Origin of the sequence: Verrucosispora sioxanthis, assembly GCF_010560025.1 — a bacterium.
GTDB classification, from domain to species: domain Bacteria; phylum Actinomycetota; class Actinomycetes; order Mycobacteriales; family Micromonosporaceae; genus Micromonospora; species Micromonospora palythoicola.
In genome coordinates, this window is record NZ_SAIY01000001.1 from 583,737 (window position 1) to 606,061 (window position 22,325).

The window sequence follows — 22,325 nt, forward strand, 5'->3', positions numbered from 1 at the left end:
CAGGCGCTGGCTGCCATCTACTTCGGATCAACCGCGGCTTGCACGAAATCCCTGGGCGCGCCGTAGGCGGCCCAGGGATTTCGCTGGTCCCTAGCTCGCGGCGAAGTCGGCGATGCGGTCGGGATGGAGGGTGGACGCCCACAGTCGCACGTCGTCGACGACACCCCCGAGCGGCGACCATCGCTTTCCCTTGGTGGTGCCGGCGCAGCCAATCAACGTGGGTCCACCCGCCATCCACGGTGAGGGCGGAGCATCCGCTTCGCCCTGCAACACGCCATCGACGTAGAGACGCACCTTACCCGCCGGGACGTCGTACACCCCGGCCAGGTGAGTCCACCGTCCGAGCTCTGGCGGCTGCTGCGACCTGACCCTGTGCCAGCTCGGTGAAGCGCCCATCCCCGTCGACGGGAGGCCGAACTGCCAACGGTCAGCACCGGCGTGGTACCTGAGGTGGAATCCGGCCCGCTTCGCGGCGGCCTGTGACAAGACAGTGTGATTTGCAGTGGTCTGCTCGAGCATCACCCACGCGGCCACGGTAAACGACGCATCGGTTCGCACCACCGGGCCAGCCGTCTCCGCGCACGAGTCGTTCGCGAGTTCCAGGCGCATTGCGCCTTCCCTCCCGTACCCGCGATCCCGCGCCCAGCTGTACGAGCCAGTAATGGACATGTCATGGCCATTGCCCGACCAGTCAGTCAAGTAGGTCGCCGTGCCGCTCGCCGGCCCATCCAGTGGCCACATGGCCTCCAGCGTCGCGGACGGGTCGTCATCCGGCGTGGGGTCATCGGTCGCGGCGCGAGCGGGTGACCCCACGATCTGAAGCAGAACCGAGAGGACAGTGCCGGCCACAACGGACGAAAACCAGGCAGGACGAATCAACGGCACAGCCACACCCCGTGAAGACGCAATCAAGATCGAGGACTCAACATGCAGAAGGACCTATCTTCGCAGACGCCGGGGCCGACGTCTGTCCCGGCGGCCGGGAGCGGCCGAGTGCTGGACGGCGTCGGCGCCTCCGTGGCGGTGCTCGAACGCGTCACCCAGCGCAGCGACAGTTGACGGGTGCTCTGCCACACATCGGGTCGCACCGTTGTGGGACGCTCGCGGGATGGGTGAGGTGATCTTCCGTGAGGCGGTCCGGGCGGACCTGCCGGCCGTGCTCGACCTGCTCGCCGACGACATGCTCGGTCGTACCCGTGACGTCGGGGAGGTCGACGCCACGTACGAGAAGGCGTTCGCGGACATCACCGCCGACCCGCGCAACCAGCTCGTGGTCGGTGAGACCGACGGCGAGGTGGTGGGATGCATGCAGCTCACCTACATTCCAGGGCTCGGCCGGCACGGCGCCGAGCGGTTGCTCGTCGAGGCGGTGCGGATCCGCTCGGACCAGCGCGGACGGGGTCTAGGCCGGCAGATGATGACCTGGGCGATCGAACAGGCGCGGCAGCACGGCTGCGGCCTGGTGCAGCTCACCACCGACAAGGCCCGCCACGACGCGCACCGCTTCTATCTCGGTCTCGGCTTCGTCGCCAGCCACGAGGGTATGAAGCTCAGTCTCTGACACCGGCGGACGGAGGCTCTGCCAGCCTGGGTCGCCCCACGTCGCATCGGAGGACGGTGGCCCAGAAGGTCGTCAGCGTCGCCAGACTCGACCCGTGGGCCAAGGACCGGGTGGACTTCCGGATCAGCCAGAAATCCCCCTCGGGCAGGACGATCGCCCAGCCAATGGGTACGTCGTTCTCCGCCACGAGCACCAGCAGGTCCGGCTTGCTGTCGACTTCGATCTCGGGCAGGTCCGCCATCTCGACGGACCCCATCCCCTGCTCCCCGCTCACCGGTAGCTCCGCCGGTGGCATCGCCGCACGGCGTGGCTAAAGCGCTCCTGCCCCGCCCTGGTCAAAGGCCGCTGTCGTGGCTGAACCTCCGTCGGGACGTTCGCACGCAGTTCGACCGGCGCGGTAGGTACCGGGCTGCTCGCGATGGACGGCCGGTTCACCACGTCGATCGGCTCGTCTTTGCGTTGGAACCACTTCCACCGGGCCACCTCAGACCTCCCAACGTCAAGAGCCAGTTCCTTCAATCGCCACAATCCGGGAAGTTCGATGGACGGCGCAACACTCATCGTGAGACAGTCATTTAGGGATGCGCATATCGTCTACTGATGCAGGAGCCGTCTCACAGCGAGCCCGATGACGTGTCGGGATGAGACAGGAAGGACGGCAGTGGCTGAAGTTGGCTCTACGGTGCCTCGTCGGGAACTGGGACGTCTGCTCCGCCAAACCCGAGAACAAGCCGGGATCGGCTTGGAAGCCGCCGCCTCAGATCTTGAATGGTCGCGGGCAAAGATGTACCGCATCGAGTCCGGGCAGACTCCGATCCGCGCACTGGACGTCGAACAGATGTGCCGGCTTTACGGTGCCTCGCCAGAGACATCGGAGGTCCTGATCAGCCTCGCCAAGGAGTCCAAGGGCAAGGGCTGGTACCACGCCTACGGCGAGGTGATCCCTCGGTGGTTTCAGCTGTACGTCGGGCTTGAGTCGGCCGCAAGCCACATTCGCACCTACGAGCACGGTTTGGTTCCCGGACTCCTACAGACTCCCGAATACACGGCACGAGTCGCGCGATCTCGACCGGGCATAACGGACGAGGAGGTCGCAAAACTTGTTGAGCTGCGGTTGGAGCGTCAACGCGTTCTCGCCAGGCAGCGTCCGGCGGCGCCCACCCTTGACGCAATCTTGGACGAGGGCATTCTGCACAGGAGCGTGACCGGCATGGCTGAGCAGATTGACCGGCTGCTTGCGGCCAGCGAGAAACCCAACGTGTCGATCAGGATCTCCCCGCTTGGCAGCAAGCTGACTCGTGCTGCCGTGGCCGGGAGCTTCGTCATCCTGGACTTTCCCACACAGGGTGCTCGGTCAGCCGAGCCGACCACCGTGTACTGCGAGGGGCTTACCGGCGCGCTATACCTTGACCGACTGGAAGAGGTCCGCGCGTATGCCGAACTCTGGAACCACATCAGCGCCGAAGCGTTGAGCGTCGAGGCGTCCCGGACGCTGATGCGGCGAATCAAGGAGAGGCAGCATGACTGATTTGACCGGTGCGATCTGGCGAAAGGCCAGCCGCAGCAGCGACCAAGGCAACTGCGTAGAGGTGGCGGACAACCTTGCCCAGGTCGTGGGTGTACGGGACAGCAAGGACGTCGCCGGGCCGGTGCTGCTGTTCGCCCCCACCCAGTGGCGGTCCTTCGTCGAGACCCTCAAGGTCAACGGCCTCCCGTAGCCCCTTCGCCACAACCTGCGGGCAGCGGGTCCCACCTCGTTCCGCGCCCAAGTTCACACCTCCTGCCCAAGCCTCGTTGACCATGGGGTTAGCGGCAGTTTGAAGATCCAGTACTGCCGCCAACCTCATGATCAACGGATACGAAAGGTGGGAGGGGACGGAAGAAGCAGGTGGGTCAGCGGGGGCGGTCGCGGTCCTTGGAGGGTTGGACCCGTTTCGGCTCGCCCGGCATCTTCGGGTGGTCGGGCGGGTAGGGCAGGTCACCCTCTCCGGCGGCGGCGTCCCGCTCGGCCCACTCCAAAAGCGGGGTGATGTCCCACCCGGCGTCGTCGATGCCGGCGTGCGGGTCGCCGCGCTGGGCCAGCCGTTCCGGCACGGTACGCAGGTCGAAGTCGTCCGGCTCGACGTCGGGTAGCTCGTCCCAGGTGACCGGGGTGGAGACGGTCGCCCGGGCGTTGGCGCGCAGCGAGTACGCGCAGGCGATGGTGCGGTCCCGCGCCATCTGGTTGTAGTCCACGAAGACCCGCTCGCCGCGCTCCTCCTTCCACCAGGCGGTGGTGACCAGGTCGGGCCGGCGGCGGGCCAGTTCCCGGGCCAGCGCGATGGTGGCCCGGCGTACCTCGACGAACGTCCAGCGCGGCTGGATGCGCAGGTAGACGTGCACGCCCCGGCCGCCGGAGGTCTTCGGCCAGCCCGGCACGCCCAGCTCGTCGAGGATCGCCCGCAGCTCGGCGGCGGCCGTCGCGGCGTGGGCGAAGTCGGTGCCGGGCTGCGGATCGAGGTCGACCCGCAGCTCGTCGGGCCGGTCGACGTCGGCGGCGCGGACCGGCCACGGGTGGAACACCACGGTGCCCATCTGCGCCGCCCAGGCCACATGGGCCAGGTCGGCCGGGCACAGCTCCGCGGCCTTGCGACCGCTGGGAAAGCTGATCTCGGCAGTCCGCACCCACGGCGGCACGCCTCGGGTCGGCACCCGCTTCTGGAAGAACATCTCCCCCGCGATGCCGTCGGGGAAGCGCTGCAACGTCGTCGGTCGGTCGCCGAGCGCCCGCATGATGCCGTCGCCGACGCTGACGTAGTAGTGGAAGACGTCGGCCTTGGTGAAGCCCCGCTCCGGGAAGATCACCCGATCGGGACTGGACAGTCGTACGGTCTGCCCGGCCACCTCGATCTGCTCGGCCGCAGCCTTCGTGCCACCCATTGCGCGACCATATGCGATGGGTCCGACCTTCGGCGTACCGTTGACCTGTGACTGTTCCCGACAGCGAACTGCCCCGCACCGAGGACGAGTGGCGGGTCCGGCTCAGCCCCGCCGAGTTCCGGGTGCTGCGCGAGCACGGCACCGAACCGGCGTGGACCGGCGAGTACGTCGACACCAAGACGCCCGGCATGTACCGGTGCCGGGCCTGCGGTGTCGAGCTGTACCCGAGCGACACCAAGTTCGATTCGCACTGCGGCTGGCCGAGCTTCGACGACGCCATCCCGGGCGCGATCAAGGAAATCGAGGACAACTCCCTCGGCATGAGTCGCACCGAGATCCGCTGCGCCCGCTGCGACAGCCACCTCGGTCACGTCTTCCGGGGTGAGGGCTTCACCCCGAAGGACACCCGGCACTGCGTGAACTCGCTCTCCATCCGCCTGGACCCGAGCGCCGCCTGACCCGGCCACCCGCACCGCGCCGCCGGGCGGTCAGCCGGCTGCGGGCCGGCCGGCCATCAGCGCGACCTGAGCGGTACGCGACTGCTCGACGCGTCGGGCCAGGTCGAGCACCCGTGCGTCGGTACCCGCCTCCTGGTGTGCCCGGGCCAGGTCGGCCGCGGCCTGCTGGTGCGCGCTGAGCACCTCGATCAGCACCGCGTCGACCTCGGCGTCCGGGGCGTCGCGCAGCCGTGCCAGCTGCTCGGGGCCGGTGCCGTGCCCGGCGTGGTCGTCGGCGCGGGCGCTGCGCCCGGCCCGTGCCAGCCAGCCGCGTGCGGTGGCCAGTTCGTCGGACTCGGTCGCCTCGACGGCGGCGACGAGGGTGCGCAGCTCGCTGTCGCTCAGTCGGTCCCGGACGAGCCGGACGATCTGGAGGGTCTGCTCGGTGTGCCCGGCCATCATCGACAGGAACAGCAGGTCGATGCCGGTCATCTCGCTGGTGACACCAGGCGTCGCGGCGGAGGTCGCGGCCACCGGCGGCAGCGGCGCGTCGGAAGGCGCGGGCGCGCCGCCACAGCCGGCAACCAGCAGCACCGCGATCAGGTGCAGCGGCAGCACGCGCAGCGTGGCACGCCGTACCCCCGACACGGCGGCTCCGGCCGACAGCACACCAGCTCCCGCCCGCAGCACTGCGCGCGGGTGCGACGGTACGGCGGGCGGGAGGTGCGGCCAGCTCCGGCCGCACCTCCCGCTGGTCAGATCTGGCTCCACAGCGCCGGTACGTTCGGCGGCTCCCAACCGGCGATTGCGGTGTGCGCCTGCCGGCAGCGGTAGGTGCGGCCACCGTAGGTGACCTGGTCCCCGACCGCGTACGCGCGACCGGCGGCCCAGGTGCCGCCGGTCGGCGGGTTGGTGGTCGGGGCGACCGTCGGGGTGGGCGACGGTGCGGGTGGGTTGATGGTGGGGCTCGGGCTGGGCGGGGGGTTGCCGCCGCCACCGCCGATCTGCAGGTCGACGCAGGAGTAGAAGGCGTTCGCGGTGTCGGAGATGTTCCACACCGCCAGCAGCTTCTGCCGGCCGGAGTAGCCCGACAGGTTGACGGTGTGCGAGACGGTCGCGCCGGGCTGGCGTCCGCCACCGGAGAAGACCGCGACCCGGGTGTTGCCGATGAAGTACTCCCAGTCGCGGGTGGCATGCATGGCCGTGTTGACCCAGGTGAACGTCACGGTGGTGCCGACCGAGGTGGCCGGCCAGCCCCGGTTGTCGTCGTTGAGGACGGCGAAGTGCGAGATGTTGGCGTGGCAGTTGCGCAGCCCCTTCGGGCCCTCGACGCTCTGCGGCTCCCATCTGATCTGCCCGCAGTCGGGCACCCGGTTCTGGGCGCAGAGCGCCTGGCGGCTCGGTGGTGACGAGACGTAGCCGTGGGCCTGGGCGGGAGTGGCGACGGCCAGGGTGGAGACCATCGCGCCCGTCGCGACGAGCGGAAGGGTGAATCTTCGACGCATGGCGGCAGCTCCTTGTCGGCGTGGTGCCTGGTGAGGTGCCACAAACATAATTTAAACCTTGTTAACAGTAAAGACCGCTGTCGATAAAACGGGGATCAGCCAACGCCGTGCCGCAAGATGGGACAAAAGGTCTCTCTGATGGAGGTACGGGGCGTGGCTACCTGCGAGGTCTGCGGCAACGACTACTGGTTGGCGTTCGAGGTGCGTACGGTCAGCGGTGACGTGCACACCTTCGACAGCTTCGAGTGCGCCGCCCACAAGCTCGCCCCGATCTGCGAACACTGCAATGTCAAGATCGTCGGCCACGGGGTCGAGGTCTCCGGTCGGTTCTTCTGCTGCGGTCACTGCGCCCGCGCGGTGGAGACGGAACAGGGCGCCGAGATCCGCGACACCGTCGGCGCCCGCCCCGCCTGATCGTCCCGTACCGACACCAGCACCAGGTGCCAGCAGGGTCGCGGGGACACGGCACTAGCCTGGCGGGATGCCTGACACGCCGCTGCACAGCGCGAGTTTCGCCGAGTTGGACACGCACACCTTCCACGACCTGGTGCGGCTGCGCGTCGACGTGTTCGTGGTCGAGCAGGAGTGCGCGTACCCGGAGCTCGACGGGCGGGACGTCGAACCCGGCACCCGGCACCTGTGGCTGACCCGCGACGGCGCTCCGGTGGCGTACCTGCGAATCCTGGCCGACCCAGGCGGGGTGGCCCGGATCGGACGAGTGGTGGTCGCCCCGACGGCCCGGGGCGACGGGCACGCGGGCCGGCTGATGACGGCGGCCCTCGCGGAGATCGGTGACCGGCCGTGCGTGTTGGACGCCCAGTCGCATCTTGTCGACTTCTACACGCGACACGGCTTCACGGTCAGCGGGCCCGAGTACGTCGAGGACGGCATCCCGCACACACCCATGAGCCGGAAGCGGTGACCGACCGCGAAACCAGTGCTGGAAGCGCTTCGACGACCCCGTGCACCCGGTGCTGGAAATCGCTTTCCTCATTGACGGATGACGATCGAACGTGCCATCCTTCCGGTCGAGTCAGCACGCGAGGGCCACACCGACGGCACGGGAGAGGGCAAATCCCGAGCGTCCGGGCGATGTCGAGATCCGACGACTCCCCCTGGGGGCTCCCATGTCCAACTCGCTCAGATCATCACGGGCGCTCTGGCTGCTGGCCGTCGCGGCCGTCGCCACGCTGCTGCTCTCCACGGCATACGTACGACCCGCCGCCGCGCACGGCTCGGTGGCCAACCCCATCTCCCGCAACTACGGCTGCTGGCAGCGCTGGGGCGGTGACTTCCAGAACCCACGGATGGCCACCGAGGACCCGATGTGCTGGCAGGCGTGGCAGACCGACACCAACGCCATGTGGAACTGGAACGGCCTCTACCGCGAGGGCGTGGCCGGCAACCACCAGGCCGCCATCCCCAACGGCCAGCTCTGCTCCGGCGGGCGCACCGAGAACGGGCGCTACCGGGCGATGGACGTGCCGGGTGCCTGGCGGACGACCTCGGTCGGCAACAGCTTCCGGCTGAAGTTCTACGACCAGGCCAGCCACGGCGCCGACTACATCCGGGTGTACGCCACCCGGCAGGGCTACGACGCGCTGACCACGCCGCTGGCCTGGTCGCACCTGGAACTTGTCGGCCAGATCGGCAACACGCCGGCGTCGCAGTGGCAGCAGGAGCCCGGTGGGGTCTCCATCGAGATCCCGGTCAACGCCCCGGGGCGCACCGGTCGGCACGTCATCTACACGATCTGGCAGGCCAGTCACTCCGACCAGTCGTACTACATCTGCAGCGACGTGCAGTTCGGCGGCGGATCCAACCCTCCGCCGACCACGCCGCCGCCCACCACGCCCCCACCCACGACGCCGCCGCCCACCACGCCCCCACCCACCTCGCCGCCGCCCACCAACCCGCCACCGGCAGGGGCCTGCTCGGCGACGTACCGGGTCACCTCGACCTGGTCCGGCGGATTCCAGGGCGAGGTCCAGGTGACCGCCGGCAACGCCGCCATCCGCGGCTGGCGGGTGAACTGGACCAACGGCAGCGGACAACAGGTCAACCAGGCCTGGAACGCCACCGTCACCTCCAGCGGCTCCACCGTGACCGCCACCAACGTCAGCTACAACGGCAACCTCGGCGCCGGCGCCAGCACCAGCTTCGGCTTCCTGGCCTCCGGCAGCAGCACGAACACACCGACACTGACCTGCACCGCCACCTCCTGACCCCGGCCGGGGCCGCGCCACACTCCCTCGGGCGCGGCCCCGCCCGGCTCACTGAGCGGCAGCCAGCACCTGGCTGGTGGTGGTGTCGGAGCCCCGACCTGGAGCGCGCTTCCCGCGTTGACGTACGCCGATGCCCCATGGCACGCTTCCTCCGGAGCCAACACCACAGGGCAACGCGGATCGGCCACGGGAGAGGCAACTCCCGAGCGTCCGGGCGCAGTCGCGAACTGACGATTCCCTTGGGGAGCTCCATGTCGAACGTACTCAGATCACCACGCGCTGCCTGGCTGCTGGCCGTCGCGGCCGTCGCCCTGTTGCTGCTCACCACCGCGCTGACCAACTCCGCCTCCGCGCACGGCGCCACCGTCAACCCCGGGTCCCGCGCCTACGGCTGCTGGGAGCGCTGGGGTGGTGACCACATGAACCCGCGGATGGCCACCGAGGACCCGATGTGCTGGCAGGCCTGGCAGGCCAACCCGGCCGCCATGTGGAACTGGAACGGCCAACTCCGCGAGGGTGTGGGCGGCAACCACCAGGCGGCCGTACCGAACGGCCAGCTCTGCTCCGGCGGGCGGGCCGAGGGCGGTCGCTACAACGCCCTCGACACGCTCGGTGCCTGGCGGACCACCCCGGTCCCCAACAGCTTCCAGTTGAAGTTCTTCGACCAGGCCAGCCACGGTGCCGACTACATCCGGGTGTACGCCACCCGGCAGGGCGTCGACACGCTCACCAAGCCACTGGCCTGGTCCGATCTGGAACTGGTCGGCCAGATCGGCAACACGCCGGCGTCGCAGTGGCAACGGGAGGTCGACGGGGTGTCGATCCAGATTCCGGTGAACGCGCCGGGCCGCACCGGCCGGCACATCATCTTCACCGTCTGGCAGGCCAGCCACTTCGACCAGTCGTACTACCACTGCAGCGACGTCCAGTTCGGTGGCGGCACCACCCCGCCGACCACCACGCCGCCCACGACGACGCCGCCGACCACCACGCCACCCACCACCACCCCGCCGACCACTACCCCGCCCACCACCAACCCGCCGGTGACGGGGGCCTGCTCGGCGACCTACCGGGTCACCTCGACCTGGTCCGGCGGATTCCAGGGCGAGGTCCAGGTGACCGCCGGCAACGCCGCCATCCGCGGCTGGCGGGTGAACTGGACCAACGGCAGCGGACAACAGGTCAACCAGGCCTGGAACGCCACCGTCACCTCCAGCGGCTCCACCGTGACCGCCACCAACGTCAGCTACAACGGCAACCTCGGCGCCGGCGCCAGCACCAGCTTCGGCTTCCTGGCCTCCGGCAGCAGCACGAACACACCGACACTGACCTGCACCGCCACCTCCTGACCCCGGCCGGGGCCGCGCCACACTCCCTCGGGCGCGGCCCCGCCCGGATCAGCCGGCCAGATCGGCAGGCCAGCACCGGCCAGCCGGCCGGCGCCTCAGGCCAGTGCGGAGACGATGTCGGCGACCGAGCGGCGACGGCCGGTGTAGAACGGCACCTCCTCGCGGACGTGCAGCCGGGCGCGGGAGGCTCGCAGGTCACGCATCAGGTCGACGATGCGGTGCAACTCGTCGGCCTCGAAGGCGAGCATCCACTCGTAGTCGCCGAGCGCGAACGAGGCGACCGTGTTGGCCCGTACGTCGGGATAGCCGCGGGCCATCTTGCCGTGCTCGGCCAGCAGTTCCCGCCGCTCGGCATCGGGCAGCAGGTACCAGTCGTACGACCGGACGAACGGGTAGACGCAGAGGTAGGCGCGAGCCTCCTCGCCGGCCAGGAACGCCGGGATGTGGCTCTTGTTGAACTCGGCCGGCCGGTGCAGCGCCATCTGCGACCAGACCGGGGTCATCGCCCGGCCCAGGGCGGTCCGCCGCAACCGCAGGTACGCGTCCTGGAGCGCGTCGCTCGACGCGGAGTGCCACCAGACCATCAGGTCGGCGTCGGCGCGCAGCCCGGACACGTCGTAGGTGCCGCGCACCACCACGTCCTTGCCGGCCAACTCCTCGATCAGCGACTCGACCTCGCCGGTGACGTTGTCCCGCAGCGACGGCAGCGGCGCGCTGGCCCGGAACACCGACCACATGGTGTAGCGGATGGTGTCGTTGAGTTCCTTCAGTCGGGCCGCGTTGCTCTGCTCGGTCATCTCCCCGATCCTTCCAGTGCCGTGATGATCCCCTCGGCCGCCGTCTCACCGGAGCGGACGCAGACCGGGATGCCGACCCCGTCGTAGCCGGCACCGGCCAGCCGCAGCGTCGGATGTGCCGCCCGCAGCGCCGAACGGGCGGCGACGACCCGGTCGAGATGACCGGGGGTGTACTGCGGCAGCGCGCCGCCCCAGCGCTGCACGTGCCCGGCGACCGGGGCGGGCAGCGGGGCACCCAGCACCGCCGACACCTCCCGGTGCACGGTGGCGGCGAGGTCCTCGTCGGGGCGCTGGAGCTGCTCCTCGTCGCCGTACCGGCCGACCGAGGCGCGCACCAGGGCCAACCCGTCCGACCGGCGCAGGTGCCCCCATTTGGTGGTGAAGAAGGTGGCCGCCTTGACCAGCAGCCCTTCGGTGGCGGGCACCAGGAAGCCGGAGAGGTCCGGAAGCACCCCTGCGGGCAGCGCGAGGGTGACCAGCGCGACGCTCGCGTAGTCCAGTCCGCCGATCTCCTTCGCCGCCTCCGGGGCGACGTCGGCGAGCAGCCGCGCCGCCGGCCGGGCCGGCACCGCGAGCACCACCGCGTCCACGTCGACCTGCTCCGGGTCACGGGTCGGGCCGACGGTCAGCCGCCAACCGACGCCGGTCGGGGTGAGTTCGCGTACCGCCGCGTTGCGGCGGATGGTCGCGCCGCTGGCCGCCACCGCCGCGTCGACCAGGGTGCTCAGCCCGCCGTCGAGGGTGCCGAAGACCGGCTCGCCGGGGCGCGCGGCGCGGCGGCCTGGGCCGTGCGGACCGCAGCGAGCAGCGTGTGTTCCACCCGGCGGCCCGGGCCAGCGCCGGCATGGTGGTGACCAGGGACAGGTCGTCGGCGCGGCCCGCGTACACCCTGCCGAGCATCGGGTCGACCAGCCGGTCGACCACCTCGTCACCGAACCGCGCGCGGACCAGTGCCCCCACGGCGACGTCCTGGTCGGCACCGAGCAGCGGCCCGCCGCCGTCGCGGTCGGCCTCCGGAGTCGGCCGCGCCACCGCCGCCGCCTTGTCCAGATCACCGGGTACGCCGACAAGCGTGCCGCCCGGGATCGGGCGCAGCCCGGCGTCGACGGCCAGCGCCGCCTGCCCGACGGTCGGGTGCACGATCCGTGCCGCCAGGCCGAGCCGGCGGATCAGGGCCACGGCGGCGGACTCCCCGCCGGTTGGGTCGCGCATCAGAAACGACTCAGCGCCGAACTCGACCGGCCCGCCGACCAACTCGCCGGTGCGCAGCTTGCCACCGAGCGCGCCGGACTGCTCGTACACGGTGATGTCGACGTCGGCGGGGCGCGGTCGCGCAACCGGACCGCGGCGGCCAGGCCGGCGATGCCGCCGCCGACCACCGCCACCCGCCGCCTCGCCACGGCGGTCAGCCCCGGTCGACCGGTCGCGCGGACAACTCGTGCACCAGGGCGACCACCCGGGTCAACACCTCCGGGTCGGTCTCCGGCAGCACACCGTGGCCGAGGTTGAACACGTGCCCCGGAGCGGCCCGGCCCTGCTCCAGGATCCGGCGCACCTCGTTCTCCACCACCGGCCACGGAGCCAGCAACAGGGTCGGGTCGAGGTTGCCCTGCACCGCCCGGTCCGGCCCGATCCGGCGGGTCGCGACGTCCAACGGCGTACGCCAGTCGACGCCGACCACGTCGGCGCCGGCCTCGCCCATCGCGCCGAGCAGTTCGGCGGTGCCCACCCCGAAGTGGATCCGGGGCACGCCGGTGTCGGCGAGCCCGGTCAGCACCTTCGTCGAGTGGGGCAGCACGAACCGGCGGTAGTCGGCCTCGGAGAGCGCGCCGGCCCACGAGTCGAACAGCTGCACCGCCGACACCCCGGCTTCGATCTGCACCCGCAGGAACGCCAGGGTCACCTCGGCCAGCCGGTCGGCGAGGGTGTGCCACAGCTCGGGCTCACCGTGCATCAGCGCCTTCGTCTTGGCGTGGGTACGCGACGGACCGCCCTCCACCAGGTAGCTGGCCAGCGTGAACGGGGCCCCGGCGAAGCCGATCAGCGGGGTGTCGCCCAGTTCCTTGACCAGCAACCGGACCGCCTCGTCGACGTAGTCGACGTCGTCGCGGCCGATGGGCCGGATCCGTTCGACGTCGGCGGCGGTACGCACCGGTTCGGCCACCACCGGACCGGTGCCGGGCACGATGTCCAGGTCGACCCCGGCGGCGGCCACCGGCACCACGATGTCGCTGAACAGGATCGCCGCGTCCACGCTGTGCCGGCGTACCGGCTGAAGGGTGATCTCGGTGACCAGGTCGGGCCGGCGGCACGACTCCAGCATCGCCACGTTGGCCCGGATCTCGCGGTACTCCGGCAGCGACCGGCCCGCCTGGCGCATGAACCAGACCGGGGTGTGCGGAACCGGCCGGCGGCGGCACGCCCGCACGAAGGGCGAATCGGCGGGCCCGCCGGGGCGGGATTCGTCGTCTCGGGCGGCGGTGCCCGTGGTGTCGGTGGTCATCGCGGCAATCGTGCCACGCGGCCGATCGTCACCCCCCGCCCACCGCCACCTTTGTGACGTGAGAGGAGAAGCACGCCGTCGACAGTCATGGATCATCGGGGCGTCGGCTCGGCGTGCCGACGCGACCGAACCGGTACGGCGGCCTAGGCTGCGGGGCATGGCCCCCCCGATCGCGCTTCCGGACACGTTCGCCCGCGCGGTCGCGGGTCTCCGGTCGGCGACGCCCCGGCCGGAGATCCTGCTGGAGGAGGTGGGGGCGCCGCAGCGGCTGGCCCCCTACTCCTTCGCGCTCTCCGCCTCCGTGCTGCGCGACGGTGACGAGGTGGCGTCCGGGCGGCTGATCCTGCTGCACGATCCGGCCGGGCACGAGGCGTGGCAGGGCACGCTGCGGCTGGTCACCTACGTGACCGCCGAGATGGAGGTCGACCTCGCCGCCGACCCGCTGCTGCCCGGAGTGGGATGGACCTGGCTCACCGACGCCCTCGACGCCCAGGACGCGGGGTACCGGGCCATCGGCGGGACGATCACGCAGACGATGTCGACCCGGTTCGGTGAGCTGGCCGGCCCGCCCGCGACCGGCGACGTGGAGATCCGCGCCTCCTGGACACCGACCGGCGTCGACCTCGCCGCGCACCTGGACGCCTGGTGCACCCTGCTGGCTTCCACCGCCGGCCTGCCGCCGCCCGGCGTCATCGCCCTGCCGGAGCGCCGCCCGGCCGCCGCCGGCTGAGTCGGCCGCGCCTCTCCCGGCCGGTCAGCCGACACGCGGCGGGGCGGGTGGCGGCACTCGATCCACTCGGGCACTAGGGTTGTCAGGTGACCGACGAACCACCCCCTGCGCCGTCGGGCCGCCGCAAGCCGTACGGGAAACGACACGCAGCACCCGCCGTCGGCGCGGTCGGAGCCCTCGGACGCGGGGACCGAGCCCACCGGCGGCGAGTCCGTGCCGCTGACCGCGCCCCGCGAGGGCACCCCCGAGCCAGTCGCCACCCCGGATCAGCTCGCCGAGGTGGTGGCGCGTTTCGCCGGCGGTGCCGGCCCGGTGGCCCTGGACGCGGAACGCGCCTCCGGCTACCGGTACAGCCAGCGCGCGTACCTCGTACAGCTGCGTCGCGCCGGTGCCGGCACCGCATTGATCGACCCCTTGCCGCTGCCCGACCTGAGCACCCTCGACGCCGCGATCGCCGAGACGGAGTGGGTGCTGCACGCGGCGAACCAGGATCTGCCCTGCCTCGCGGAGTTGGGGCTGCGGCCACGCCGGCTGTTCGACACCGAGTTGGCGGCGCGGCTGGCCGGCTTCGAGCGGGTGGGTCTCGCCGCCCTCACCGAGCAGTTGCTCGGATTCAGCCTGGAGAAGCACCACTCCGCGGCGGACTGGTCGAGCCGGCCACTGCCCGAGTCCTGGCTGACCTACGCCGCGCTGGACGTCGAGCTGCTGACCGACCTGCGCGACGCGCTCGACGCGGAGCTGGTTCGGCAGGGCAAGTCCGAGTGGGCGGCGGAAGAGTTCGCCGCGCTCGTGGCCAGTGGCACCCGACCGCCCCGGGTACGCGCCGAACCGTGGCGACGGACGTCCGGGATCCACCGGGTGCGGGGCGCGCGGGCACAGGCCCGGGTCCGTTCCCTGTGGTACGCCCGGGACCAGATCGCCGCTCGGCGGGACTCGGCACCGGGCCGGGTGCTGCCCGACTCGGCCATCGTCGCGGCGGCGGAGTTGGATCCGAGAGACGAGAAGGCGTTGCTCACCCTGCCCGGCTTCGGCGGCCGGTCGGTGCGGCGGTTGGCGCGTACCTGGCTGGCGGCGCTGGACGACGCGCGGCAGTTGCCGGACGACGCCCTGCCGGTGGCGCCGACCGTGGAGGGCCCACCCCCGCCGCACCGGTGGGCAGAACGGGACCCGGTTGCCGCCGCCCGGCTGACCCGCTGCCGGGAGGTGGTGTTGCGGGTGGCCGGCGAGCACAACCTGCCCCCGGAGAACCTGATCTCGCCCGACACCATCCGCCGGGTCGCCTGGCAGCCCCCCGAGGAGATCACCGAGGCCACCGTCGCCGAGGCCCTGCGCGCCCACCACGCCCGCGATTGGCAGATCACCCTCCTCCTCCCCCACCTCCCCACCGCCCTCACCCCCACCTCCTGACAGCGCCCCCGCCCGCACCCCCGCCCGGTTCCAACCCGGCGCGCGGGCACGGGCGGGAGCCCGGTGGGTGTGGGATGGGTTACAGGGGGAGGTGGCGCGGGGGTTATTACTGGCGAGTAGCATCGGGGAAACGCCAGTGCTGGCGACCTTTGTCCGGTCCGTCGCGCGCCTCGGGCGACACGAACCGGATCGTGGTCGAATAGGAGGCTCATCGTGCCCCGTGAAGTCCGGGATGTCGTCTTCGTCGACGGCGTCCGCACCCCCTTCGGCAAGGCGGGTGGCATGTACGCCAACACCCGCGCCGACGACCTGGTGATCCGCTGCATCCGCGAACTGCTGCGCCGTAACCCGCAACTGCCGCCGGAGCGGGTCGAGGAGGTGGCGATCGCCGCCACCACCCAGATCGGCGACCAGGGCCTGACCATCGGCCGCACCGCCGCGCTGCTGGCGGGCCTGCCCAAGACCGTTCCGGGCTTCGCCATCGACCGGATGTGTGCCGGGGCCATGACCGCCGTGACCACCGTCGCGGGCGGCATCGCCATGGGCGCGTACGACATCGCGATCGCCGGTGGCGTCGAGCACATGGGCCGGCACCCGATGGGCGAGGGTGTCGACCCGAACCCGCGCATCATCGCCGAGAAGCTTGTCGACCCGTCCGCGCTGGTGATGGGCTCCACCGCGGAGAACCTGCACGACCGGGTCCCGCACATCACCAAGCAGCGCACCGACGCGTTCGCGCTCGCCTCGCAGCAGAAGACCGCGAAGGCGTACGCCAACGGCAAGCTCCAGGACGACCTGGTGCCGGTGGCGATCCGCGATGAGGAGAACGGCTGGGGCCTGGCCACGGTGGACGAGGCGCCCCGGGACACCTCGATGGAGAAGCTCGCCACCCTCAAGACCCCGTTCCGTCCGCACGGCAAGGTCACCGCGGGCAACGCGGCCGGTCTGAACGACGGCGCCACCGCCAGCCTGCTCGCCGACGAGGCCACCGCCCGCGAGTTGGGCCTGCCGGTGGCGATGCGGCTGGTGTCGTACGGCTTCGTCGGCGTCGAGCCGGAGGTGATGGGGGTCGGCCCGATCCCGTCGACCGAGAAGGCGCTGCGCATCGCCGGCCTGACCATCGACGACATCGGCCTGTTCGAGCTGAACGAGGCGTTCGCCGTGCAGGTGCTCGCCTTCCTCGACCACTTCGGCATCGCCGACGACGACCCGCGGGTCAACCCGTGGGGCGGCGCCATCGCCATCGGGCACCCGCTCGCCTCCTCCGGCGTACGGCTGATGACCCAGCTCGCCCGGCAGTTCGCCGAGCACCCGGAGGTCCGTTACGGCATCACCGCCATGTGCATCGGCATCGGCATGGGCGGCACCGTGATCTGGGAGAACCCGAACTGGGAGGGTGGAGACAAGTGAGCCTCACCGCACCGAACGAGGTGGTCACCAAGGCGCTGCTGCGGCAGGTGAACGTGCCGGGGCTGGACCGCCCGGCCGCCCTGATCACCCTCGACAACGGATTCGACCACACCAAGCCGAACACCTTCGGCCCCGGCGGCCTGACCAGCCTGGACGAGGCGATCAGCGCCGCGCTCGCGGCCGACCCGGCGTTCATCGCGGTCACCGGCAAGCCGTACATCTTCTGTGTCGGCGCGGACATCACCGGCCTGCCGCAGCTCGCGGACCGAGAGCAGGCGCTGGAGATCGGCCGGCTGGGTCACCGGGTCTTCGCCCGGCTCAAGGACAGCTCCGTACCGACCTTCGCCTTCGTCAACGGCGCGGCGATGGGCGGCGGTCTGGAGCTGGCGCTGCACTGCCACTACCGGACCCTGTCGGCCGGCGCGGCGGCGCTGGCGCTGCCGGAGGTCTCGCTCGGGCTGATCCCGGGCTGGGGCGGCACCCAACTGCTGCCGAACCTGATCGGCATCCCGGCCGCCACTCAGGTGATCATCCAGAACCCGTTGATGCAGAACAAGATGCTCAAGCCGAAGCAGGCGGCCGAGCTGGGCATCGCGGACGTGCTGCTGGAGCCGGCCGACTTCCTGGAGCGGTCGCTGGAGTGGGCCGCCGGTGTCGTCCGGGGGCAGGTCGAGGTGACCCGGCCCGAGGTCGACAAGGACATGTGGGCGGGCGTGCTCTACTTCGCCCGGCAGACGCTGGACCAGCGGCTGCACGGCGCGGTCCCGGCCGCGTACAAGGCGCTCGACCTGCTGGAGACGGCGAAGGACGCCGACTTCGCCACCGGCACCGCGGCGGAGGACGAGGCCCTGGCCGACCTGGTCTTCTCCGAGGAGCTGCGCAGCGGCCTGTACGCCTTCGACCTGGTGCAGCGGCGGGCCAAGCGGCCGGCCGGCGCGCCGGACAAGGGCCTGGCCCGGCCGGTGACGAAGGTCGGCATCGTCGGCGCCGGTCTGATGGCCAGCCAGCTGGCGCTGCTGTTCGCCCGCCGCCTCCAGGTGCCGGTCGTGCTGACCGACCTGGACCAGTCGCGGGTCGACAAGGGCGTGGGCTACGTGCACACCCAGATCGAGAAGGCGGTCAGCAAGGGCCGGATGGACAAGGGCACGGCCGCGAAGCTGTACGGCCTGGTGTCCGGCTCGGTCGACAAGTCCGTCTTCGCCGACGCCGACTTCGTCATCGAGGCGGTCTTCGAGGACCTGAACGTCAAGAAGCAGGTCTGGGCCGAGTTGGAGAAGATCGTCAAGCCGGAGGCGGTGCTCGCCACCAACACCTCCTCGTTGTCGATCACCGAGATGGCGGCGGAGTTGGAGCACCCGGAGCGGGTGGTCGGCTTCCACTTCTTCAACCCGGTCGCGGTGCTGCCGCTGCTGGAGATCGTCCGGGGCGAGCGGACCGACGACGCCACCCTGGCCACCGCGTTCGCGGTCGGCAAGCAGCTCAAGAAGTCGAGTGTGCTGGTGAAGGACGCCCCGGCGTTCGTGGTGAACCGGCTGCTCACCCGCTTCCTGGGCACCGTGTTCGCCGCCGTCGACGCCGGCACCCCGCTGGAGGTGGCGAACCGCGCCCTGGATCCGCTGGGTCTGCCGATGCGCCCCCTCGCCCTGCTCCAGTTGGTCGGGCCGGCCGTCGCGTACCACGTGGGCGGCACCCTGCACGCCGCCTTCCCGGACCGGTTCGGGGTCAGCGAGAACCTCAAGCGGATCGCCGACTCCGGTCAGCCGATCGTGGTCGACGACGAGATCAACGCCGAGGTGGCGAAGCTGCTGGTGGTCGGCGACCAGCCGCTCACCGAGGAGCAGGTACGCCAGAACGCGCTGGACGCGCTGGCGCAGGAGATCCGGCTGATGCTGGACGAGGGCGTCGTCGCCGAGGCGCAGGACATCGACCTGTGCATGATCCTCGGTGCCGGTTGGCCGTTCCACCTGGGCGGCGTCACGCCGTACCTGGACCGGACCGGCACCAGCGAGCGGGTCACCGGTAAGCGGTTCCTGCCGCGCGGCGCGGCCAGCCTGGCCGGCTGAGCGGCAAACGACACCGATCGCGGTGGTCGCCCGACCAGGGCGGCCACCGCGAATCGCGTTCTCGTGGTGCTGCTGGTGCGGATGCGACACCTGGCTACGATGACCGATCCACCCGAACCCAGGAGCTGACCGCATGTCCCACCCCTCGGACGAGCACCACAACCCGCCGCCCGCCGGCCCGTACCCACCCCCGGGTACGTACCCGAACCCGGCCCCGGGGGCGTACCCCCAGCCGGGCCAGGCGCCGTACCCTCAGCCGGGCCAGGCGCCGTACCCAGCGGCCGGCACCCAGCCGGCCCCGCCGCAGCAGCCCGGCGGCCAGCCGGCGCCCGGCGCCTACCCTCCGCCCGCCTATCCACCACCCAGCCAGCCGTACCCGACCGGTTCAGGCTTCCCCGGCCCGGGGCCGGCCGGTCCGGGATTCGCTGCTCCAGGGCTCGCCGATGCAGGGCCGGTCGGTGCAGGGCCGGTCGGTCCGCCGAAGAAGAAGTTCCGGGTCTGGATGATCGTGCTGATCGTTCTCGCGGTCCTGCTGGTGCTCTGCGGCGGGGGTGGCGCCGCCATCTGGTTCGCGGTCAAGGACGACGTCAGCGAGGCCGTGGACGCTTCCCGGACCCGGATGGTCGCCCCGGCCACCGTGGCCGGCCGCCCCAAGCTCACCGAGCCGGAGTTGCAGCAGGCGGCCGACGAGATGCTCAGCGATATCCGGTCCACGGTGAGCAATGAGACAAGCGCGGTCGCCGCGTTCTACGGCAGCCCGACCGGCGAGAACCTCGTCATGATCGCGGGTGCGTCCGGTTTGATGTCCGACCCGAAGCAGGAACTCGACGCGCTGGTCCAGGGCCTCTCCGCCGGCATCGCGCTCCGCAACATGACCTCGGTCGACGCGGGTCCGCTCGGCGGGGAAGCCAGGTGCGGCGACGGCCAGACGGAAGGCGTGCCGCTCGGCGTCTGCACCTGGGCCGACCGGGGCAGCGTCGGGCTGATCGTGCTGTTCTTCTCGTCCCGCGCCGACGCACAGGCCGAGTTCGTGGCCATCCGCGGTCAGATCCAGCAACGCGAATGAGCACGGCCGACCTCAGGGCGGCGGACACGAGCGCGTCATGAGGTGGCTGCGTCGTAGTCGTCGCGGTGGGTAAGAACCTCGCTCATGTGTGCCTGAGCCCAGTACCTGATCTCGCGTGTCGTGCGGTGGAGCGACAGACCGAGGTCGGTCAGCTCGTAGGTGACGGTGACCGGGACGGTCGGCGTCACGGTACGGGTGAGCAGGCCGTCACGTTCAAGCGAACGCAGGGTCTGGGTCAGCATCTTCTGACTGACCCCGGCCAGCAGGCGAGCAAGCTCGGAGTACCGCATCGCCCTCGGCCCGTCCGACCCGCCGGGTTGCGGGGAGGCATCGCCGCCCAACGCGCACAGGATCAGCACGACCCACTTGTCCGAGATCCGATCGAGCAGTTGGCGGCTGGGGCAGGCTGCGAGGAACGCGTTGTAGTCCGCTCTGGCCTGCGCCTGCCGCTGAGCCGCCCTCATCGTGGTCATTGCTGTCCTCTCGCTGCTGGGGCGTTACGCACTTTGAAGTGCCTACTTCCCGATGGAAAGTGGCTCTTCAAGAATGATGCGGGCAAGCAAGACATGCCACCGTCTCTCCAGCGAGGAAGCGACACCATGAGCACCCGCACTACTCCCCTTCCCGGCGGCACCTGGACACTTGGCGATCGGGCAGTCACCCGTTTCGGGTACGGTGCCATGCAACTCGCCGGGCCATGGGTGATGGGGCCACCCGCCGACCGCGACGGCGCCCTGGCCGTGCTGCGCGAAGCCGTCGACCGGGGAATCACCCACATCGACACGAGCGACGCCTACGGGCCGCGCGTCACCAACGAGCTGATCCGCGACGCACTGCACCCCTACCCCGAGTCGCTGCTCATCGCCACCAAGGTCGGGGCGAACCGCGACGCACAGGGCGGCTGGCCGACGGCCCGCCGACCCGAGGATCTTCGCAGGCAGGTCCACCAGAACCTGCGCTCCCTCGGGGTCGACACCCTCGATCTGGTCAACATGCGGATGGGTGACGCGGAAGGCCCCCAGCCCGGCTCGATCACCGAGGCGTTCGAGACGCTCGCCGCGCTCCAGCAGGAGGGCCTGATCCGTCACCTCGGCGTCAGCAACGTCACCGCGGAGCAGGTCGCCGAGGCGCGGGCGGTCGCCTCGGTGGTGTGCGTGCAGAATCTGTACAACCTCGCCCACCGCCACGACGACGACCTCGTCGCGCAGCTCGCCGCCGACGGCATCGCCTACGTGCCGTTCTTCCCGCTCGGTGGTTTCTCGCCGGTGCAGTCCGAGGCACTCTCGGCCGTCGCCGCCCGGCTGAACTCGACACCGATGTCCGTCGCCCTCGCCTGGCTGTTGCAGCGCTCACCGAACATCCTGCTGATCCCCGGCACCTCGAAGGTGGCGCACCTGCGCGAGAACATCGTCGGCGCGGGGCTCTCGCTGTCCGCCGAGGACGTCGCCACGTTGGACGGCATCGGCCGCTGATCGGTACGCAGGACTGACATCGGAGCGGCGGCACCCCGCCGCTCCGATGTCGCGGCGTCGTTCCGCTCAGCCGTCCGTCACAGAGCCTTCCGCCGCCTGCCGGACCGCCGCCTTCTCGGCGGCGCTGCGCAGTACGCAGAACTCGTTGCCCTCCGGGTCGGCGAGCACCACCCAACCGGCACCGGTCGGCCCGATGTGGTCGGCGACGTGCCGGGCCCCGATGCCGAGCAGCCGCTCGACCTCCTCGTCCCGGGTCCGGTCGGTCGGTTCCAGGTCGAGGTGCAGTCGGTTCTTCACCGTCTTGCCCTCGGGTACCGCCAGGAACAGCACCTCCGGACCGCCCGGCGGCAGCAACATGGCCTCCGGGTCGCCCGGGAAGTCGTCCGGCTGGCGGGGGCACTCGAAGACCTGGGCCCAGAAGCCGGCCAGGGCGTACGTGTCGTGACAGTCGATTCCGATGTTGTGGATCCGTGCGCTCATGTGTCGTCCTCGTGGTCTTCGCCACCGACTGAGTAGCCCCACCGGCCGCCGTCCGCCCGTGCCGACAAGCCTGCGACAGGCTGGACGTGGCACGGCGGGATCGGAGGCGGCCTTGCGGGCACGGACGTCGGGGCGGTCAGAACTGGCGTGACTGGTCCGCTGAGTTGCGGGACAGCGATCCCGCTTGAGGTGCCCCGCGAAGGTGAGCGGTCAGCCGGCAGAGCGGGGCGCGGACAGCATCATGGTGAACATCGACGCACCCCCCTCCTCGATCGAGCTGACCCGGAGATCTTTGCACCGTCGTGCCCCGGGCAGCAACCCGTACCGGCATCAGCATGGCCATCAGTCGATGCGCCGAGCCCGGACATCACCTTCCGTGTCCAACAAGCCGCCCTCCCGAT

Annotated in this window: 22 protein-coding genes and 2 pseudogenes; 14 read left to right on the plus strand and 10 right to left on the minus strand. The window is 70.9% G+C overall.

What is annotated here, in order from left to right; genetic code table 11:
- Positions 1 to 90: 90 nt before the first annotated feature.
- Positions 91 to 885, minus strand: a complete 795-nt coding sequence (locus ENC19_RS02670; RefSeq protein WP_164445533.1) for a LamG domain-containing protein — start codon at positions 883 to 885, stop codon at positions 91 to 93.
- A gap of 223 nt (positions 886 to 1,108) precedes the next feature.
- Between ENC19_RS02670 and ENC19_RS02675 the strand changes: the two genes are divergently transcribed.
- A complete protein-coding gene (locus tag ENC19_RS02675) occupies positions 1,109 to 1,561 on the plus strand; it encodes a GNAT family N-acetyltransferase (RefSeq protein WP_164445534.1) in 453 nt (150 codons plus the stop codon).
- Here the strand turns inward: ENC19_RS02675 and ENC19_RS02680 are convergent.
- Positions 1,551 to 1,835: a hypothetical protein gene (locus ENC19_RS02680; RefSeq protein ID WP_164445535.1), complete on the minus strand. Its 285-nt coding sequence runs from the start codon at positions 1,833 to 1,835 to the stop codon at positions 1,551 to 1,553. The two genes, ENC19_RS02675 and ENC19_RS02680, sit on opposite strands and share 11 nt — an antisense overlap.
- A 387-nt stretch (positions 1,836 to 2,222) precedes the next feature.
- Between ENC19_RS02680 and ENC19_RS02685 the strand changes: the two genes are divergently transcribed.
- On the plus strand, positions 2,223 to 3,089 hold the full coding sequence (locus tag ENC19_RS02685; protein ID WP_373688879.1) for a helix-turn-helix domain-containing protein: 867 nt from the start codon (positions 2,223 to 2,225) through the stop codon (positions 3,087 to 3,089).
- A complete protein-coding gene (locus ENC19_RS02690) occupies positions 3,082 to 3,279 on the plus strand; it encodes a DUF397 domain-containing protein (protein WP_164445537.1) in 198 nt (65 codons plus the stop codon). The genes ENC19_RS02685 and ENC19_RS02690 overlap by 8 nt, the downstream gene beginning before the upstream one ends.
- A 175-nt stretch (positions 3,280 to 3,454) precedes the next feature.
- On the opposite strand, the gene ligD is transcribed toward ENC19_RS02690, so the two are convergent.
- Entirely contained in the window at positions 3,455 to 4,480 is a 1,026-nt protein-coding gene (gene ligD / locus ENC19_RS02695; RefSeq protein WP_164445538.1) for a non-homologous end-joining DNA ligase, read from the minus strand.
- Between the two features lie 47 nt (positions 4,481 to 4,527).
- On the opposite strand from ligD, the gene msrB reads away from it, so the two are divergent.
- Positions 4,528 to 4,938 (plus strand): peptide-methionine (R)-S-oxide reductase MsrB, encoded by a 411-nt coding sequence (gene msrB, locus ENC19_RS02700; protein WP_164445539.1) that lies wholly within the window; start codon positions 4,528 to 4,530, stop codon positions 4,936 to 4,938.
- 30 nt (positions 4,939 to 4,968) lie between these two features.
- Here the strand turns inward: msrB and ENC19_RS02705 are convergent, their stop codons facing one another.
- Together ENC19_RS02705 and ENC19_RS02710 are read right to left on the minus strand one after the other, a co-directional pair.
- Entirely contained in the window at positions 4,969 to 5,565 is a 597-nt protein-coding gene (locus ENC19_RS02705) for a DUF305 domain-containing protein (RefSeq protein ID WP_328824132.1), read from the minus strand.
- Between the two features lie 107 nt (positions 5,566 to 5,672).
- Positions 5,673 to 6,422 (minus strand): lytic polysaccharide monooxygenase, encoded by a 750-nt coding sequence (locus tag ENC19_RS02710; protein WP_164445540.1) that lies wholly within the window; start codon positions 6,420 to 6,422, stop codon positions 5,673 to 5,675.
- Positions 6,423 to 6,575: 153 nt separating this feature from the next.
- Between ENC19_RS02710 and ENC19_RS02715 the strand changes: the two genes are divergently transcribed.
- The 4 genes from ENC19_RS02715 to ENC19_RS02730 all read left to right on the plus strand — a co-directional run bounded on the left by ENC19_RS02715 (position 6,576) and on the right by ENC19_RS02730 (position 9,996).
- Positions 6,576 to 6,836 (plus strand): Prokaryotic metallothionein, encoded by a 261-nt coding sequence (locus ENC19_RS02715; protein ID WP_164445973.1) that lies wholly within the window; start codon positions 6,576 to 6,578, stop codon positions 6,834 to 6,836.
- Positions 6,837 to 6,903: 67 nt separating this feature from the next.
- Positions 6,904 to 7,344, plus strand: a complete 441-nt coding sequence (locus ENC19_RS02720; protein ID WP_164445541.1) for a GNAT family N-acetyltransferase — start codon at positions 6,904 to 6,906, stop codon at positions 7,342 to 7,344.
- 205 nt (positions 7,345 to 7,549) lie between these two features.
- Entirely contained in the window at positions 7,550 to 8,647 is a 1,098-nt protein-coding gene (locus ENC19_RS02725) for a lytic polysaccharide monooxygenase auxiliary activity family 9 protein (RefSeq protein ID WP_164445542.1), read from the plus strand.
- Between the two features lie 251 nt (positions 8,648 to 8,898).
- Positions 8,899 to 9,996, plus strand: coding sequence for a lytic polysaccharide monooxygenase auxiliary activity family 9 protein (locus tag ENC19_RS02730; protein ID WP_164445543.1), 1,098 nt, complete (start codon positions 8,899 to 8,901; stop codon positions 9,994 to 9,996).
- A gap of 95 nt (positions 9,997 to 10,091) precedes the next feature.
- On the opposite strand, the gene hemQ is transcribed toward ENC19_RS02730, so the two are convergent.
- The 3 genes and pseudogenes from hemQ to hemE form a co-directional block, all read right to left on the minus strand.
- The gene (gene hemQ, locus ENC19_RS02735) at positions 10,092 to 10,793 is read right to left on the minus strand and encodes a hydrogen peroxide-dependent heme synthase (protein WP_164445544.1); all 702 of its coding nucleotides are present in this window, start codon (positions 10,791 to 10,793) and stop codon (positions 10,092 to 10,094) included.
- Positions 10,790 to 12,193: pseudogene (gene hemG, locus ENC19_RS02740) on the minus strand (protoporphyrinogen oxidase). The gene hemQ and the pseudogene hemG overlap by 4 nt, the downstream one beginning before the upstream one ends.
- Positions 12,194 to 12,198: 5 nt before the next feature.
- Positions 12,199 to 13,296 carry a uroporphyrinogen decarboxylase gene (gene hemE / locus ENC19_RS02745; protein WP_164445545.1) on the minus strand — a complete coding sequence of 366 codons (1,098 nt, stop codon included), beginning with the start codon at positions 13,294 to 13,296 and terminating at the stop codon, positions 12,199 to 12,201.
- Positions 13,297 to 13,453: 157 nt separating this feature from the next.
- Here hemE and ENC19_RS02750 point away from each other — a divergent pair, with 157 nt between their 5' ends.
- The 5 genes and pseudogenes from ENC19_RS02750 to ENC19_RS02770 all read left to right on the plus strand — a co-directional run bounded on the left by ENC19_RS02750 (position 13,454) and on the right by ENC19_RS02770 (position 19,972).
- Positions 13,454 to 14,026 carry a DUF3000 domain-containing protein gene (locus ENC19_RS02750; RefSeq protein ID WP_164445546.1) on the plus strand — a complete coding sequence of 191 codons (573 nt, stop codon included), beginning with the start codon at positions 13,454 to 13,456 and terminating at the stop codon, positions 14,024 to 14,026.
- 86 nt (positions 14,027 to 14,112) lie between these two features.
- Positions 14,113 to 15,418, plus strand: a pseudogene (locus ENC19_RS02755) (ribonuclease D); the annotation flags it as partial.
- A 228-nt stretch (positions 15,419 to 15,646) separates the two neighbouring features.
- Positions 15,647 to 16,843: a thiolase family protein gene (locus tag ENC19_RS02760; RefSeq protein ID WP_164445547.1), complete on the plus strand. Its 1,197-nt coding sequence runs from the start codon at positions 15,647 to 15,649 to the stop codon at positions 16,841 to 16,843.
- A complete protein-coding gene (locus ENC19_RS02765) occupies positions 16,840 to 18,906 on the plus strand; it encodes a 3-hydroxyacyl-CoA dehydrogenase NAD-binding domain-containing protein (protein WP_164445548.1) in 2,067 nt (688 codons plus the stop codon). The genes ENC19_RS02760 and ENC19_RS02765 overlap by 4 nt, the downstream gene beginning before the upstream one ends.
- Positions 18,907 to 19,039: 133 nt before the next feature.
- Complete coding sequence (locus ENC19_RS02770) at positions 19,040 to 19,972, plus strand: hypothetical protein (protein WP_164445549.1); 933 nt, start codon at positions 19,040 to 19,042, stop codon at positions 19,970 to 19,972.
- A gap of 35 nt (positions 19,973 to 20,007) precedes the next feature.
- On the opposite strand, the gene ENC19_RS02775 is transcribed toward ENC19_RS02770, so the two are convergent.
- The gene (locus ENC19_RS02775) at positions 20,008 to 20,445 is read right to left on the minus strand and encodes a winged helix-turn-helix transcriptional regulator (RefSeq protein ID WP_164445550.1); all 438 of its coding nucleotides are present in this window, start codon (positions 20,443 to 20,445) and stop codon (positions 20,008 to 20,010) included.
- A gap of 126 nt (positions 20,446 to 20,571) precedes the next feature.
- Here ENC19_RS02775 and ENC19_RS02780 point away from each other — a divergent pair, with 126 nt between their 5' ends.
- Positions 20,572 to 21,444, plus strand: coding sequence for an aldo/keto reductase family oxidoreductase (locus ENC19_RS02780; protein ID WP_164445551.1), 873 nt, complete (start codon positions 20,572 to 20,574; stop codon positions 21,442 to 21,444).
- Between the two features lie 66 nt (positions 21,445 to 21,510).
- On the opposite strand, the gene ENC19_RS02785 is transcribed toward ENC19_RS02780, so the two are convergent.
- Positions 21,511 to 21,924, minus strand: coding sequence for a VOC family protein (locus ENC19_RS02785; RefSeq protein WP_164445552.1), 414 nt, complete (start codon positions 21,922 to 21,924; stop codon positions 21,511 to 21,513).
- Between the last annotated feature and the right edge of the window lie 401 nt (positions 21,925 to 22,325).